The 15,908-nt window shown below is 59.5% G+C and carries 14 protein-coding genes; 6 read left to right on the plus strand and 8 right to left on the minus strand.

Features of this window, described 5'->3' with window-relative positions:
- Positions 1-238: 238 nt before the first annotated feature.
- On the minus strand, positions 239-1,315 hold the full coding sequence (gene mtnA, locus AB4O11_RS00065; RefSeq protein WP_093435305.1) for an S-methyl-5-thioribose-1-phosphate isomerase: 1,077 nt from the start codon (positions 1,313-1,315) through the stop codon (positions 239-241).
- Between the two features lie 108 nt (positions 1,316-1,423).
- Between mtnA and AB4O11_RS00070 the strand changes: the two genes are divergently transcribed.
- From AB4O11_RS00070 to AB4O11_RS00090, 5 genes are all read left to right on the plus strand, one after another.
- Positions 1,424-2,758 (plus strand): TRZ/ATZ family hydrolase, encoded by a 1,335-nt coding sequence (locus tag AB4O11_RS00070; protein WP_460129735.1) that lies wholly within the window; start codon positions 1,424-1,426, stop codon positions 2,756-2,758.
- A gap of 56 nt (positions 2,759-2,814) precedes the next feature.
- Positions 2,815-3,513, plus strand: a complete 699-nt coding sequence (gene ubiG, locus AB4O11_RS00075; RefSeq protein ID WP_093435309.1) for a bifunctional 2-polyprenyl-6-hydroxyphenol methylase/3-demethylubiquinol 3-O-methyltransferase UbiG — start codon at positions 2,815-2,817, stop codon at positions 3,511-3,513.
- Between the two features lie 4 nt (positions 3,514-3,517).
- Positions 3,518-4,189: an N-acetylmuramic acid 6-phosphate phosphatase MupP gene (gene mupP / locus AB4O11_RS00080; RefSeq protein ID WP_093435311.1), complete on the plus strand. Its 672-nt coding sequence runs from the start codon at positions 3,518-3,520 to the stop codon at positions 4,187-4,189.
- Positions 4,190-4,261: 72 nt separating this feature from the next.
- A complete protein-coding gene (locus AB4O11_RS00085; protein WP_025113079.1) occupies positions 4,262-5,002 on the plus strand; it encodes a YciK family oxidoreductase in 741 nt (246 codons plus the stop codon).
- A gap of 361 nt (positions 5,003-5,363) precedes the next feature.
- Positions 5,364-6,290, plus strand: coding sequence for a GGDEF domain-containing protein (locus AB4O11_RS00090; RefSeq protein WP_460091852.1), 927 nt, complete (start codon positions 5,364-5,366; stop codon positions 6,288-6,290).
- 134 nt (positions 6,291-6,424) lie between these two features.
- Here AB4O11_RS00090 and AB4O11_RS00095 read toward each other — a convergent pair whose 3' ends face one another.
- The 7 genes from AB4O11_RS00095 to AB4O11_RS00125 all read right to left on the minus strand — a co-directional run bounded on the left by AB4O11_RS00095 (position 6,425) and on the right by AB4O11_RS00125 (position 14,261).
- Entirely contained in the window at positions 6,425-7,186 is a 762-nt protein-coding gene (locus AB4O11_RS00095) for a TenA family transcriptional regulator (protein WP_460091853.1), read from the minus strand.
- 79 nt (positions 7,187-7,265) lie between these two features.
- Positions 7,266-9,725, minus strand: coding sequence for an EAL domain-containing protein (locus AB4O11_RS00100; RefSeq protein WP_460129738.1), 2,460 nt, complete (start codon positions 9,723-9,725; stop codon positions 7,266-7,268).
- A gap of 201 nt (positions 9,726-9,926) precedes the next feature.
- Positions 9,927-11,753 (minus strand): ABC transporter ATP-binding protein, encoded by a 1,827-nt coding sequence (locus AB4O11_RS00105; RefSeq protein WP_460129740.1) that lies wholly within the window; start codon positions 11,751-11,753, stop codon positions 9,927-9,929.
- Positions 11,746-12,348, minus strand: coding sequence for a DsbA family protein (locus tag AB4O11_RS00110; protein ID WP_175559631.1), 603 nt, complete (start codon positions 12,346-12,348; stop codon positions 11,746-11,748). Before AB4O11_RS00110 ends, AB4O11_RS00105 begins: the two co-directional genes overlap by 8 nt.
- Positions 12,349-12,383: 35 nt before the next feature.
- Positions 12,384-13,325, minus strand: coding sequence for an oxygen-dependent tRNA uridine(34) hydroxylase TrhO (gene trhO / locus AB4O11_RS00115; protein ID WP_099756885.1), 942 nt, complete (start codon positions 13,323-13,325; stop codon positions 12,384-12,386).
- A 102-nt stretch (positions 13,326-13,427) separates the two neighbouring features.
- Positions 13,428-13,727 (minus strand): BolA family protein, encoded by a 300-nt coding sequence (locus AB4O11_RS00120; protein WP_064391455.1) that lies wholly within the window; start codon positions 13,725-13,727, stop codon positions 13,428-13,430.
- A 12-nt stretch (positions 13,728-13,739) separates the two neighbouring features.
- A complete protein-coding gene (locus tag AB4O11_RS00125) occupies positions 13,740-14,261 on the minus strand; it encodes a DUF2059 domain-containing protein (RefSeq protein WP_034155305.1) in 522 nt (173 codons plus the stop codon).
- 193 nt (positions 14,262-14,454) lie between these two features.
- Here AB4O11_RS00125 and AB4O11_RS00130 point away from each other — a divergent pair, with 193 nt between their 5' ends.
- Complete coding sequence (locus AB4O11_RS00130; RefSeq protein ID WP_007908383.1) at positions 14,455-15,849, plus strand: class II fumarate hydratase; 1,395 nt, start codon at positions 14,455-14,457, stop codon at positions 15,847-15,849.
- The last annotated feature ends 59 nt before the right edge of the window (positions 15,850-15,908 follow it).

Raw genomic sequence — 15,908 nt, forward strand, 5'->3', positions numbered from 1 at the left:
CCACGCACCTATCCCCCTGATGCGCATGGAGCATAGTTAGTTGACCGGTGACAGGCTTAACGGGGACGAGAGAGGCTCAGAGCTTCTTTGAATGCAGAATTGGGGCTTGGTTTAGCGATGTTTATTGACATTTAGGGCCCCTTCGCGAGCAAGCTCGCTCCCACAGGGTTCTGTGGCGCTCACAAAACCTGTGGGAGCGAGCCTGCTCGCGAAGAGGACAATTCAGACATCAAGCCAATCAATGCAGGCGTTTGCGGCACATCAACTGGGCCATTTTCGCGGTATCCGGGCGCTCGACGATGCCTTTTTCGGTGACGATCGCATCGATCAGGTCGGCCGGCGTCACGTCAAATACCGGGTTGAACGCTTCAACGTCCGCGCCGACGCGCTTGCCACCCACTTCGAGCAACTCGGCGCCATCACGCTCCTCGATCGGGATGTCGTCACCGCTGGCCAGATTCATGTCGATGGTCGAACTTGGCGCCACCACCATGAAACGCACGCCGTGGTGCATGGCGTTGACCGCCAGTTGGTAGGTGCCGATCTTGTTGGCCACGTCACCGTTGGCGGTGATGCGGTCCGCACCGACGATCACCCAGGTCACGCCTTTGGTTTTCATGATGTGCGCAGCGGCGGAGTCGGCATTCAGGGTGACCGGAATGCCTTCGTTGGCCAGTTCCCAAGCGGTCAGGCGCGAACCCTGCAGCCACGGACGGGTTTCATCGGCATAAACGCGCTCGACCATGCCTTCCAGATAAGCCGCGCGAATCACCCCCAGCGCCGTACCGAACCCGCCGGTAGCCAGCGCACCGGTGTTGCAGTGAGTCAGAATCGCCTGCGCATTGCCCTGGTGCTTGCGGATCAGGTCAACGCCGAGCTGGGCCATGGTCAGGTTGGCTTCGCGGTCGCTTTCATGAATGGCAATGGCTTCGGCTTCCAGCGCCGCCAACGGGTCGGCGTTGCCTTTCAGACGATCCAGTCGATCGTGCATCCGGCCCAACGCCCAGAACAGATTGACTGCGGTCGGACGAGAATCGGCCAGCAAGGCGAAATCTTCTTCCAGCGCCGCAGCCCAGTCGCCACCTTCGGTCAGACGGGCACGGGCCGCCAGCACAATGCCATAGGCTGCGCTGATGCCGATGGCCGGCGCACCGCGCACCACCATCGAACGAATCGCCTCGGCCACGCCGGCGGCGCTGGTGTAGGCAATCCAGGTTTCCTCGAACGGCAAAATACGCTGATCCAGCAGGTGGAGCGCGCCATCTCGCCAATCGATGGCCTTTACTTTCTCCGCAGCCAACAGTCGATCGCGCATCCCTCACCCCGTACTCATGAACAAAAGCCGCCGATTATAGCGATCCCCCCGCGAAGACGCTCGGGTATACTTCGCCATCCTTTACAAAAGCACTGGAACCGCCCCTCGATGCCGAAACCTGCCATTGCGCTCGACTTATTATTGCTGCCGACCTGGCTGGTACCCGTCGAACCTGCAGGCGTTGTGCTCAAGGAGCACGGCCTGGGCATTCGCGACGGTCGCATCGTGTTTATCGGCCCGCGCGCCGAAGCATTGAAGTGTAACGCCACAGAAACCCGGGAATTGCCGGATGTGCTGCTCGCCCCCGGCCTGATCAACGCGCACGGTCACGCGGCGATGACGCTGTTTCGTGGCCTGGCCGATGATTTGCCGCTGATGACCTGGCTGGAAAATCACATCTGGCCGGCCGAGGCCAAGTGGGTCGATGAAGATTTCGTTCGCGATGGGACTGATTTGGCTATCGCCGAGCAGATCAAGGGCGGCATCACCTGTTTCTCGGACATGTATTTCTACCCGAAAGTCGCCAGCGAGCGCGTGCACAACAGCGGCATTCGCGCGCAGATCGCCATTCCAATCCTTGATTTCCCGATTCCGGGCGCCAGCAGCGCCGATGAAGCCATTCGTCAGGGCGTCGAGTTGTTCGGCGATCTCAGGCACCATGAACGGATCAAGATCACCTTCGGCCCCCATGCACCGTACACCGTCGGTGACGAAAACCTCGAGAAAATCCGCGTGATTGCCGAGGAGCTGGACGCCTCGATCCATATGCACGTGCACGAAACCGCTTTCGAAGTTCAGCAAGCGCTGGAGCAGCGCGGTGAACGTCCGCTCGCGCGCCTCGGCCGTCTCGGCCTGCTCGGCCCGCGCTTCCAGGCCGTGCACATGACCCAGATCAGCGATGACGACCTGGCGTTACTGGTAGAAAGCAACACCAGCGTGATCCACTGCCCGGAATCGAACCTGAAACTCGCCAGCGGCTTCTGCCCGGTCGAGCGTTTGTGGCAGGCTGGCGTCAACGTGGCCGTTGGCACCGATGGCGCCGCCAGCAATAACGATCTGGATCTGCTCGGCGAAACCCGTACCGCTGCGCTGCTGGCCAAAGCCGTCGCCGGTTCCGCCACCGCACTCGACGCCCATCGAGCGCTGCGCATGGCCACACTCAACGGCGCGCGCGCACTGGGGATCGAGGCGCAAGTCGGCTCGCTGGAAATTGGCAAAGCTGCCGACATCGTCGCTTTCGACCTGTCCGGCCTGGCCCAGCAACCGGTATATGACCCGGTCTCGCAGCTTATATATGCCACCGGTCGCGATTGCGTGAAACACCTGTGGGTCGCCGGCAAGCAACTGCTCGACGACCGCCGCCTGACGCGCATGGACGAAGAGCAACTGGGCGCCACCGCCCGGACCTGGGGCCAGCGCATCAGCGGCCACACCGAATCGTAAACACCTTGGCGCAAACGCCAGGGCTACAGCACTTTTAAAGTTTTAGAGGATTAAACATGAGCAACGTCGACCACGCTGAAATCGCCAAATTCGAAGCCTTGGCCCATCGCTGGTGGGACCGCGAAAGCGAGTTCAAACCACTGCACGACATCAACCCGCTGCGGGTCAACTGGATTGACGAGCGGGTCAATCTGGCCGGCAAGAAAGTCCTCGACGTCGGTTGCGGCGGCGGCATCCTCAGCGAAGCCATGGCGCAACGCGGTGCCACGGTGATGGGCATCGACATGGGCGAAGCGCCGCTGGCGGTCGCGCAACTGCATCAACTGGAATCCGGCGTCAGCGTTGAGTACCGCCAGATCACCGCCGAAGCCCTGGCCGAAGAAATGCCGGAGCAGTTTGACGTGGTCACGTGCCTGGAAATGCTCGAGCACGTGCCGGATCCGTCGTCAGTGATCCGCGCCTGCTTCCGCATGGTCAAGCCGGGCGGTCAGGTGTTCTTCTCGACCATCAACCGCAACCCGAAGGCCTACCTGTTCGCCATCATCGGCGCTGAATACATCATGAAGCTGCTGCCGCGCGGCACCCACGATTTCAAGAAATTCATCCGCCCGTCCGAGCTGGGTGCCTGGAGCCGCATGGCCGGCCTGACCGTCAAAGACATCATCGGCCTGACCTACAACCCGCTGACCAAGCACTACAAACTGGCCAGCGACGTTGACGTCAACTACATGATCCAGACCCTGCGCGAGGAGTAAGCCGATGGCGATCAGAGCAGTTCTTTTCGACATGGACGGCACCCTGCTCGACACGGCGCCGGACTTCATCGCCATCTGCCAGGCCATGCGTGCAGATCGCGGCTTGCCGCCGATCAACGACAAGCACATCCGCGACGAGATTTCCGGTGGCGCCAAAGCCATGGTCGCGGTGACGTTTTCGATGGACCCGGAATCGCCGGGCTTCGAAGAACTGCGTCTGGAGTTCCTTGAGCGCTATCTGGTTGGCTGCGCCGTGCACAGCAAACTGTTTGACGGCATGGGTGAACTGCTGGCAGATATCGAAAAGGCCAAGCTGATCTGGGGCGTGGTCACCAACAAACCACTGCGCTTTGCCGAGCCGATCATGCAGCAACTGGGATTGGCTGAGCGTTCGGCGCTGCTGATCTGCCCGGATCACGTGAAGAACAGCAAGCCGGATCCGGAGCCATTGATCCTCGCGTGCAAGATGCTTGATCTGGATCCGGCGACGGTGCTGTTTGTCGGCGATGATCTGCGTGATATCGAATCGGGGCGCGATGCCGGTACGAAAACGGCAGCGGTGACGTTCGGCTACATCCACCCGGACGACAACCCGCGGCATTGGGGGGCGGACGTGGTGGTGGATCATCCGTCGGAGCTGCGCAAGGTGCTCGATAGCGCGCTTTGCAGTTGCTGAGACCTGACGCAGAGCGTCATTGGCTGCATTCCCACGCAGAGCGTGGGAACGATCTGACTTGATGAGGTTTTTATGTTTGATTATTCCGCTCGCCCCGAATTGCTCAAGGATCGGGTCATTCTGGTCACCGGTGCCGGTCGCGGGATCGGCGCGGCAGCCGCAAAAACCTACGCCGCCCATGGCGCTACGGTATTGCTGCTGGGCAAAACCGAAGCGAACCTGACGCAGGTGTATGACGAGATCGAGGCTGCCGGGCATCCGCAACCCGCCGTGATTCCGTTCAATCTCGAAACCGCCCTGCCCCATCAGTATGATGAGCTGGCCGCGATGATCGAGACCGAGTTCGGCCACCTCGACGGCCTGCTGCACAACGCTTCGATCATCGGCCCGCGCACGCCGATCGAACAGTTGTCCGGTGAAAACTTCATGCGCGTCATGCAAGTCAACGTCAACGCCATGTTCATGCTGACCAGCACCCTGCTGCCGCTGCTCAAGCTGTCGCAGGATGCCTCGGTGGTGTTCACCTCCAGCAGCGTCGGGCGCAAGGGCCGTGCGTACTGGGGCGCTTATGGCGTATCGAAGTTCGCCACCGAAGGCTTGATGCAAACCCTGGCCGATGAAGTCGACGGTGTCGCGCCGGTACGCTCCAACAGCATCAACCCGGGCGGCACGCGCACCAGCATGCGCGCCCAGGCGTATCCGGGGGAAAACCCGCTGAACAACCCGACACCGGAAGAAATCATGCCGGTCTACCTGTACCTGATGGGCCCGGACAGCACCGGCATCAATGGACAGGCGTTCAACGCGCAATAACTGCCATACGTCGCTTTTGTTGCCGCGGCAGATTCCTGCCGCGGCACGCATTTGCCGCTGGCGACTGTCATATTTCAGTCAATTTTCCACCGCACCCCTCCCTTGATCAGCCAACTTATTGATTCCAAACGGTTTAAATAAAACCGAACCGAATGGCACGACTTTCGCTCTAAATATCCTCAAAGCATGCCGTGTGAAGGCAATGGGGCAAGGCCGATTTCGATAGCTGACTAATCGTCTTCAGGCAGACTAAACTTACGCCAAATGTCCTACGGGACTGATGGATCAGTATGACGCGCAGCCCATAGCCGCTCTCACCCAGCCTGTAAGACAGACTTACTGCTTTAGGGGCTCACGCCATATGAAATCACCCTCCCAGACCAATGCAATTGACTTTGACAGTGCCAAATTGCAACGCCTGGGCTTTGGTCAGCTGCCTCCCCTTCTGGAGCGACCGGCCAGTCTTGCGCAATTGCGCCAGCAAATGAGCCTGCAACTGCAAACCAGCCTCGAGCCGCAACGCATCCTCGGTCTGTTTTTCCGCGAAGTTCAGCGTCTCGTGCCCCTGGACGCGCTTAGCTACGTGCATCAGGGCAGTGACCTGCGTCTGGAGTTCGGTGCCCGCGGCCACCACTCGATCAGCTATACCCTGAGCCACGAAGGCGAGCATATGGGCGAACTGGTGTTCCGTCGCAATCAGCGCTTCAACGACAAGGAACAAGGTCAGCTGGAGTCGTTACTGTCATCCTTGCTGTACCCGATGCGCAACGCGCTGCTTTATCGCGAGGCGACTCAGAGTGCCCTGCGCGATCCGCTGACCGGCGCCGGTAACCGCATCGCCATGGAGCAAACCCTGCAGCGGGAGATCGATATGTCTCGCCGACATCAACAACCGTTGTCGCTGCTGATGCTCGATATCGACCACTTCAAACGGGTCAACGACAGCCATGGCCACAGCGCCGGCGATGACGTGCTTAAAGCCATCGCCGCGACAATCAAGGCGCAACTGCGCAACGTCGACATGGTGTTCCGTTACGGTGGTGAGGAGTTTCTGGTGCTGCTGTCCAATACCAGCCGGGAAGCGGCAGCGATGGTCGGCGAACGACTGCGCTATGCGACGCAGGCGGCCGAATACTATGCCGATGGGCAGTTGATTGAATTGACGGTGAGCCTGGGATGTTCGACGTTGTTGCCGGGCGAATCGGCTGACAGCTTGCTGCGCCGCGCTGACAGTGCGTTGTATGTGGCCAAGCGTGAAGGTCGCAACCGCCTGGCGATGGCGGGCTAAGCCTTTCAGGCAACACAAAACAGTGTGGGAGCGAGCTTGCTCGCGAAAGCGGTGAATCAGTCAACGCAGTGCTGACTGACATGACCCCTTCGCGAGCAGGCTCGCTCCCACATTGGTATTGCGTGAGGCTTGAATCAGCTCTCGACTACCGCCCTGCGCTCTCGGTTGACCAGCAAGCGTTCCGACGTCTCCAGTTGCATGCAACGCTCCAGAAACAGATACATGTAGTCATAGCTCTTGCAGACGGCCTGACGCAACTCGGCCTGCAAGGCCTTGCTCGGGTTCATCCCGGCCAGGGTGCAGATGATTTCCAGCGCCTCCCACGGATGGGCATCGTCGTACTGGGCATGCATCTTCAACCACTTCATCGCGCGCTTGCGATCCTCTTCGGGAAACGCTGCGGCATACACGCCGGAGGAGCAGACCAGCGCCGACCACTCCCCGGTCGCGCCTTCGATGGCATAGTTGGTGGCCGCGATGGCCACAATCAACGAATCGGCTGAGCTGGTGTGCCAGCACCAATGACTCAAGGCATGCAGTTCGGGCGGCACATGTTGGGCCTGAAGGTCTTCCAGACTGACGCCATGTGCACGACTCCAGTGCACCCAATAATCCGCATGATTGAGTTCAACGCGGATATTGCGCATCAGCCAGCGCCGCGCCATGTCTTCGCCCGGATGCCGGGCAAACCTGGTTTTGGTGAGATTCTGCGCCATGTACAGCGCAAACTGCTCAACCACCGGCCAGCCCCCGATCAGGTACTGACGCATGGTTCTGGCGCTGAGCTTGTTATCACGCATGCGCAGGTAAAGTTCATGCTCGACAACCCGGCGCTTGCTCTCGCTGCAATCCGCAATGAGCTGTTGTGCCCAGGCAGGATAACTTGCAGCTTCCATGAGTGGTCCGGTTCGGTTGAATGTGTCGATCACTGTTCGGCTCCTTTTGATTTGTGATTGTAAGGATCGGCGAGAGACTTCAACGGAACGTGCCAGGCGCTTTGAATAACAGCGGTTGCGGTCTGGCGGGCCGACTTTGCAAACTGTCGCAGGTAAACAACTGTGGGCGTTCTATAACATAACCCTGAGCGTAATCCACACCAATTTCAAGCAGGGCCTGCTCGATCTGGGTTGTTTCAACAAACTCGGCAATTGTCTTTTTACCCATGACATGCCCGATGTGATTGATCACTTCGACCATTGCGCGGTTAATCGGGTCGTCCAGCATATCCTTTACGAAACTCCCGTCGATCTTCAGGAAGTCTACAGGCAAATGTTTCAGATAAGCGAATGAAGACATTCCGGCGCAAAAATCATCTAACGAAAAATAGCAACCTAAGCCTTTGAGTTCATTAATAAATCTTATTGCACTGCCCAGATTTGAAATTGCACTGGTTTCTGTAATTTCAAAACAAATCATTTCAGGCGGTATTGCATAGTTAACAAACTGTTCCCGCAGAAAGTGCAAAAACGCGTCATCTCCTATAGTAATGCCTGACAGATTAATCGCACACATTGCTAAAGGTTGTTGATGTTCTTGGGCAATACATTGAGCAATAACCTTAAATACATTCTGAACTACCCAACGATCCAGTTGACTCATCAAACCATAGCGCTCGGCGGCGGGAATGAAACTGTCCGGCAGAATCATCCGCCCGGCTTCATCGTGCAGACGCAGCAGAATCTCGATATGCCCACCGTTGTTGTCACCCGACTTGAGCGGAGCGATTTCCTGGGCGTACAGACAAAAACGGTTTTCTTCCAGGGCCATGTGCAAGCGTTGCACCCAAGCCATCTCACCAAAGCGCAGGGACAGTTCGGAATCGTCAGCGTGATAAACCTGCACGCGGTTGCGGCCCTTTTCCTTGGCCATGTAACAGGCCATATCTGCGGCACGCAATGAGGCTTCGAGGGTCGTCGGGATTTGTGCGATATGCACCAGGCCAATGCTCACGGTGGTCAGGAACGGCCGCCCCTTCCAGACAAAGTGCAGATTCTGCACAGTCTGACGCAGCGCCTCGGCAATCTTTTCCGCCGCGTCCGGCGCGCAGTTCTCCAGCAAAATGCCGAACTCATCACCACCCAGTCGCGCCAGCGTATCGCCCTCGCGCAGTCCGGACTGCAGCAGCGTACATATGTGCCGCAACAACTCATCGCCGGCGGCATGGCCGCAGGTGTCGTTGACCAGTTTGAATTGATCAAGATCGAGGAACATCAGCGCATGCCGCCCGGTATGGCGGGTGAGATTGTGCAGCGCCTGCTCCAGGCGATATTCGAACTCGCGACGGTTAGCCAGCCCGGTCAGCGCGTCATGGGTGGCCTGCCACGACAGATTGGCGATGTATTGCCGTTCCTGGGTCATGTCGTGCAACACCAGCACCGTGCCACTGACCTTTCCGGCATTACGGATCGGCGCGCCGACCAGGGTCACCGACAATGTCGTGCCATCAAGGCGCTGGATCAGCTTCGAGTGTTCGCTGCCGCCACTGAGCTTGCCGCTGAGAATGTGCTCGATCAGGGTCAGCCCTTCGGACTGGGCGTTGTCGTCGAGCAGATTGAACAATGCCGCCAGCGGCAAACCCGCCGCCTGTTCGGCTTTCCAGTGGGTCATGGCTTCAGCGGCCGGGTTCATGTAATCGATAGCGCCGCTGACGTCGGTGGTAATGACGCCATCACCGATCGAATGCAAGGTAACGTGCGCCCGATCCTTCTCCAGTTGCAGCGCCTCGGCAAAGGCATGGCGCTGTTTGAGCAACTTGTGCGTGCGCCACAGGGCCAACACGATCAGCCCCAGCGCCGTGGCGAGATTGGTCAACAGCAGCAGCCGCAGGATCATCCGCGAGCCTTCGCCCAAGGCATCACTGAAGGCTTTCGCGGCCGGGGTCACGCCATCGTTGATGGCAAAAATGCGTGCCTTCCAACCCTGGATATCGGCGCTGCTGGCGGTGTTTTGCGAAATGCTGCGGTGCATCTCCTGCGCCACGTCATCCAGCTCGACCAGATAGGCGTCACCGACCGTCCAGCGGTCAATTGCGGTTTCCAGATAACTGAAATGGCGGAAGTTGAGGTACAGCCAGATCAGGCTGGAAACATCGTCCGGGTGGTTGCCACCCTTGAGAATGCCTTCGCGCGCCGCGGCCAGATCCGGCGGTTGATGATCCAGCGCCAGGCGCAACTGATGCCCGCCTTGCGGCACAGCGATCGCAGTGCGGTACTTGAGGAAAATCGCCTCGTCACGGCTGTCGGCGTAGAGATTGAGATAGTAAATCGCGTCTTTCTGGCCCTTGGACCAGAGGCTTTCACCAGCGACGTAACCGCGAACCGCCGAGAGCACGTAAAGACTCACGCCGCCCAATAACGCTTGAAACAACACGACGGCAATAAATGGCCAGACGATGCCCAACAACCGTGGCGTTCCGAGAGTCCGCTTTTGCTTCATGAGATCCCTTGCGCAAGCACTGCCAGATGAACACCGGAAAATCCCGCTCCTGACAGCTCAGCCTAGGCTAATTTTCGCCAAGTCAAAGGGACAGCTCTGCCGTCCTCTAGGTCGATTGTGCAAATGGCGGGACTGTACGGGCGTTCCGAGTGATTTTACTTAATGCAATTCAAGCACTAAGCACAGAAACCGGCACGAAACTCAAGGGCGCTGGATCTGCTGCAGATGACCATAGAGCTTGGCATACAGGCCACCGTCGGCAATCAACTGCTGATGATCGCCATCTTCAGCGACCTGACCGCCATCGAACACCAGCACGCGATCAGCCTGTTTCACCGCCGACAGTCGGTGGGCAATGATCAGCGTGGTGCGGCCATTGAGGAAGCGCGCCATGGCCTGATGCAGGTTGTACTCGGTGGCGGCGTCGAGGGCCGAGGTGGCTTCGTCGAGGATCACGACTTTCGGTTCGGCGAGGATCATCCGCGCGATGGCCAGACGTTGCCGCTGCCCGCCGGACAGGCGCACGCCGGAGCGGCCGACGATACTGTCCAGACCATTGGGCAAGGCGCGGATGGTCGCTTCGAGCTGAGCGATTTCCAGCGCCTGCCAGCACGCCTCGTCACTGCGGGTGCGGCCCATGGTCAGGTTGGCGCGCACGGTGTCGTTGAACAGCGCCGGGTGCTGCAACACCACCGCGACGTTTTCGCGAACCGTGTCCAGACCGATTTCCTGCTGGGTCGAACCGCCGAAGCGGATGGTGCCGGACAGTGGCGTATAGAGCCCGAGCAGCAATTGCACGAGGGTACTTTTGCCGCCGCCACTGGCGCCGACAATCGCGACTTTTTCACCGGGAGCAATCGACAGATTCAGCTGATCCAGCACCAGTTCATCGTCGTAGCCGAAGCTCAGGCCCTGTACCTGAATACCTACGGTGTCCCGGCCCTTGAACGGATCGACACCGCCGGGATATTGCGGCTCATCGGCGCGCGCCAGCAGTTCGTTGATCCGCGCCAGCGCCCCGCCCGCCGCGTAATAGGCATATTGCAGATTGAGCAGTTGTTCAACCGGACCGATCATGAACCACAGGTAGCTGAACACCGCGAGCATCTGGCCGATCGACAGGTCGGAGAACAACACCGTGAGCATCGCCGCCGCGCGGAAAATGTCGATGCCGAACTGGAACAACAAACCGCTGGCACGGTTGGACGCGTCGGTTTTCCACTGCGAGTTGACCGCGTAGTTACGCACTTCCTGCGCCCGCAGACCGAGCCGCCCGAGGAAGAAACCCTGACGGTTGCCGGCACGGATCTCCTGAATCGCATCAAGGGTTTCGCTCAACGCCTGGGTGAAGCGCGAGGTGCTGTCGTTCTCGAGTTTCTTCAGGTGTTTGACGCGTTTGCCCAACTGCACCGTGGCGTAGATCACCAGCGGGTTGAACAGCAGAATCAGCAGCGCCAGTTTCCAGTGCATCCACATCAGGATGCTCGCGGTGCCGACCAGCGTCAGCATCGCCACCAGAAAGCGACTGAGGGTTTCGCCGACGAATTTGTCGAGGGTATCCAGATCGGTGACCAGGTGCGTCGTTACTGTGCCGCTACCGAGGCTTTCGTATTCGCCGAGGGAAATCCGCTTGAGGCGTTCGATCAGACGCACGCGAATACGATAGACGATGTCCTTGGCCAGCCGTGCAAACAGCCGCGACTGCAACACACCAAAGCACAGCGAACTGCAACGCAGGGTAAGGGTCACCAGCAACATCAGGCCGATATAGCCGGCCGCTTGCTGCCACATCGTCGGCAGCACATGGTTCATGACTTTCAGCGCGGCATCGCCATGGCCGAGCAGGACTTCATCCACCAGCAATGGCAGCAGCAATGGGATCGGCACGCTGCACAGCGTCGCCAGCACAGCCACGCCGTTGGCAATCCATAGGGATTTTTTGTGAGTGAGTGCCAGTCGCCGGACTTCTGCCCAGCTCAGCCGGTCGACACGCTTTACGGCTGGCGTGTCATTGGCCAGGTCAGGCACAGGCGGCGCGCTCCAGCCAGCGGCCGAGCAATGGCGACAGTTCGCTGAGCGGTTGATAGCCATTGGTCAGCAGCGCCAGTTGGCCATTGCGTTCGGCGAGCAGGGTCGGGAAACCGGCGATGCCCAGATCCTGCACCCAACTGAAATCGGCCTGAGTGGCTTTGTGCTGATCGGCATGATCGAACAACGCCGCGAACTCGATGCGCGGCACACCGGCCTTCTCCGCCAACTCGACCAATACACTGGCCTGGGTGACATCGCGGCCTTCAGCGTAAAACGCCTGCTGGATCAGTCCGACCAATGTCCACGCGCAATCCGGCGCCAGACTGCGCGCCGTGACGATCGCGCGGCAGGCAGGCTCGGTGTCGTAGACAAAACCGTCAGGTAACGCACCTTCAAACTTGAACGGTTGACCGGTGGCCTCGGTGACCGCTTGCCAGTGTTCAAGAATGTAGCGACGCGTGGTCGGCTCCAGCGCCGAGCCGCTGCCGGTGCGCAAACCACCGACCACCAGATGCAACTCCACCCCGGCTGCTTGCGCCTGCTCAACCAATGCCTTGGCCACCGGAGCAAAACCCCAGCACCACGAACACATCGGATCCATCACATAGAGCAGGCGCGCAGACATGATTAAGCCTCGGTGGATGCTTGCTTGTAGTTGTAGCCGATCGGGTGCGGCATGTTGCGCGCCTTGGCCAGTTCGATCTGCTTCTGCCGGTCGATGGCGCTGCGGCGGGTTTTCTCGCTCAACGTGTCCCAGCAATGCGGGCAACTGATGCCGGCAACGTAATGCTCGCTGGTGCGATCTTCAACACTGACCGGTGTGCGACAGGCATGACATTGATCGTAGTCGCCTTCGCTGAGGTCGTGACGCACGGTCACGCGGTTGTCGAACACGAAGCAGTCGCCCTGCCACTTGGTTTCTTCCTGCGGCACCTCTTCGAGGTACTTCAGGATGCCACCCTTGAGGTGGTAAACCTCTTCGAAACCCTCGCCGAGCATGTAGCTCGAAGCTTTCTCGCAGCGAATGCCACCGGTGCAGAACATTGCGACCTTCTTGTGCACGGCCGGGTCGAAGTGTTCTTTGATGTAGTCGGGGAATTCGCGAAAACTGGTGGTTTTCGGATCGATGGCGCCTTCGAAAGTGCCGATCGATACTTCGTAATCGTTACGGGTGTCGATCAACAGCACTTCCGGGTCACTGATCAACGCGTTCCAGTCTTGCGGATCAACGTAGGTGCCGACCTTTTTGTTCGGGTCGACGCCTTCGACACCGAGGGTGACGATCTCTTTCTTCAGTTTGACCTTGGTGCGATAGAACGGCTGCTCGTCGCAGTACGACTCTTTGTGATCGATGTCGATCATGCGTGGGTCGTTCTTCAGCCAGGCGAGCAGACCGTCGATGCCTTCGCGAGTGCCGGACACCGTGCCATTGATGCCTTCTTCGGCGATCAGCAGGGTGCCTTTGATCTGGTTGTCGACCATCGCTTGCAGCAGCGGCTCGCGCAGGTTGACGTAATCTTCGAGGGTGACGAACTTATACAGTGCCGCCACGACAATCGGTTGTGTCATGGGTATTTCTCCAGGTGGCTACCCTCGCAAAGGGTGAACCGGATTCAAAAAAAAACGCGCCGGGTAAGCGGCGCGTTGCGGATTCTAGCAAAAAACCGAAGCTTAATGCTTACTGCCGCCAGCACAGGTTGGCGATGCCGGAGCGGCGCCGATCTCTGCCCATTCCTGCGGGGTGTAGGTGTGCAGCGCCAACGCATGGAACTCGCCCATCAGCTCACCGAGCGTGCCGTAGACTTTCTGGTGGCGCTTGACCCGGTTCAGGCCGTCGAACTGCGCGCTGACCACCACGGCCTTGTAGTGCGTCTGCAACCCGCGACTGTGCATGTGGCTTTCGTCCAGCACTTGCAGGTGCTCAGGCTGAAGCAGGGCCAGCGTCGATTCGATGCGTTGTTGCATGGTCATCACGAACTCCGCTTACTTCTTCTTGGCCGGCGCAGCAGCGCCTTTCGGGTCCAGCTCTTTGGTCATGTCGTCGAGCAGCTTGTTGACGACAGGCACGGCGCTTTCCAGTTTGGCCTGGGTCATCTGGGCCGATTGCTGGGTCAGCTGCGGCATTTTTTCCAGGACTTTCTTGCCCAGTGGCGACTGGTAGAACGCGACCAGGTCTTTCAGCTCGGATTCGCTGAAGTTGCTGGTGTAAAGCTTGACCATGTCAGGCTTGAGCTTGTTCCAGCCGATGGCCTGGTCCAGGGCGGCGTTGGCCTTGGCCTGGTAGGTTTCCAGTACGGCTTTCTTGGCTTCCGGGGCTTTGGTCTGTTCAAAACGCTGAGCGAACATTTGCTGCACTTGCATGTACACCGGAGTGCCCAGCTTGTCAGCGTGCGCCAGGGTCAGGAAAGCTTCAGCACTGGCGTTGTGGCTGGCGGTATCGGCAAGCACCTGGCCGCTGGCGCAAACCAGTGCAACCGCGGTGCAGATGGCACGAAGACGAGTCATCGAGTTTCCTTTTCAGCTAGGCGAGGTAAAACCCCAAGGGCGACCATTCTGCGCCTAAAAAACCTCGTGGCTCAACCCCCGAGCCTTGCCGTGCTTGATTGGCCGGGTTTTACCGGTCAACAATCGGTTCGAGGGAACCACCACGGCCGATGCCGGCCTAAACTGCGCAAACAGACCAACAGGAGTGTGCACGATGAGCCGTATCGAAACCGACAGCCTGGGCCAGATCGAAGTCCCGGACGACGCCTATTGGGGTGCTCAGACGCAACGCTCGCTGATCAACTTCGCCATTGGTCAGGAACGCATGCCGCTGCCGGTACTGCACGCTCTGGCCCTGATCAAGAAAGCCGCTGCACGGGTCAACGACCGTAACGGCGATTTGCCCGCCGACATCGCCCGCCTGATCGAACAGGCTGCCGACGAAGTGCTCGACGGCCAGCACGACGACCAGTTTCCGCTGGTGGTCTGGCAGACCGGCAGCGGCACGCAGAGCAACATGAACGTCAACGAAGTCATCGCCGGGCGCGCCAACGAACTGGCCGGCAACCCGCGCGGCGGCAAGACGCCGGTGCACCCGAACGATCACGTCAACCGCTCGCAAAGTTCCAACGACTGCTTCCCCACCGCCATGAGCATTGCCACCGCCCAGGCCGTGCAGGAACAACTGCTGCCGGCGATCGCCGAGCTGTCCGGTGGTCTCGCCGAACTGGCGGCGCGGCACATGAAACTGGTGAAAACCGGGCGCACGCACATGATGGATGCGACGCCGATCACCTTCGGTCAGGAGTTGTCCGGGTTCATCGCGCAACTGGATTACGCCGAACGCGCAATCCGCGCCGCGCTGCCAGCGGTGTGTGAACTGGCCCAGGGCGGCACCGCGGTCGGCACCGGGCTGAATTCGCCGCATGGTTTTGGTGAGGCGATTGCTGCAGAACTGGCGGCGCTGTCCGGCCTGCCCTTCGTCACCGCGCCGAACAAGTTCGCCGCCCTCGCCGGCCACGAACCGCTGACCAGCCTGTCCGGCGCGCTGAAAACCCTCGCCGTGGCGCTGATGAAAATCGCCAATGACCTGCGCCTGCTCGGCTCCGGTCCCCGCGCAGGTTTTGCCGAAGTGCGGCTGCCGGCAAATGAGCCGGGCAGCTCGATCATGCCGGGCAAGGTCAACCCGACCCAGTGCGAAGCGCTGTCGATGCTCGCCTGTCAGGTGCTAGGCAACGACGTGACCATCGGCATTGCCGCGAGTCAGGGTCACTTGCAGTTGAACGTGTTCAAACCGGTGATCATCCACAACCTGCTGCAATCGATCCGCCTGCTTGCCGATGGTTGCAGCAACTTCCAGCAGCACTGCATTGCCGGGCTGGAGCCGGACGCCGAAGTCATGGCCCGACACCTGGAGCGCGGGCTGATGCTGGTGACGGCACTGAATCCGCACATTGGTTATGACAAATCAGCGGAGATCGCCAAGAAGGCTTACAGCGAAGGGCTGACCTTGCGTGAGGCGGCGTTGGCGTTGGGCTATCTGACGGATGAAGAGTTTGATGCGTGGGTGCGGCCGGAGAATATGATCGAGGCAGGCGCCAAGGGTTAAGTTTTGTAGAGCCTGAAAGTCCGTCTTCGCGAGCAAGCTCGCTCCCACATTTGGGCGCA

Source organism: Pseudomonas sp. H1_D05 (genome assembly GCF_054682705.1).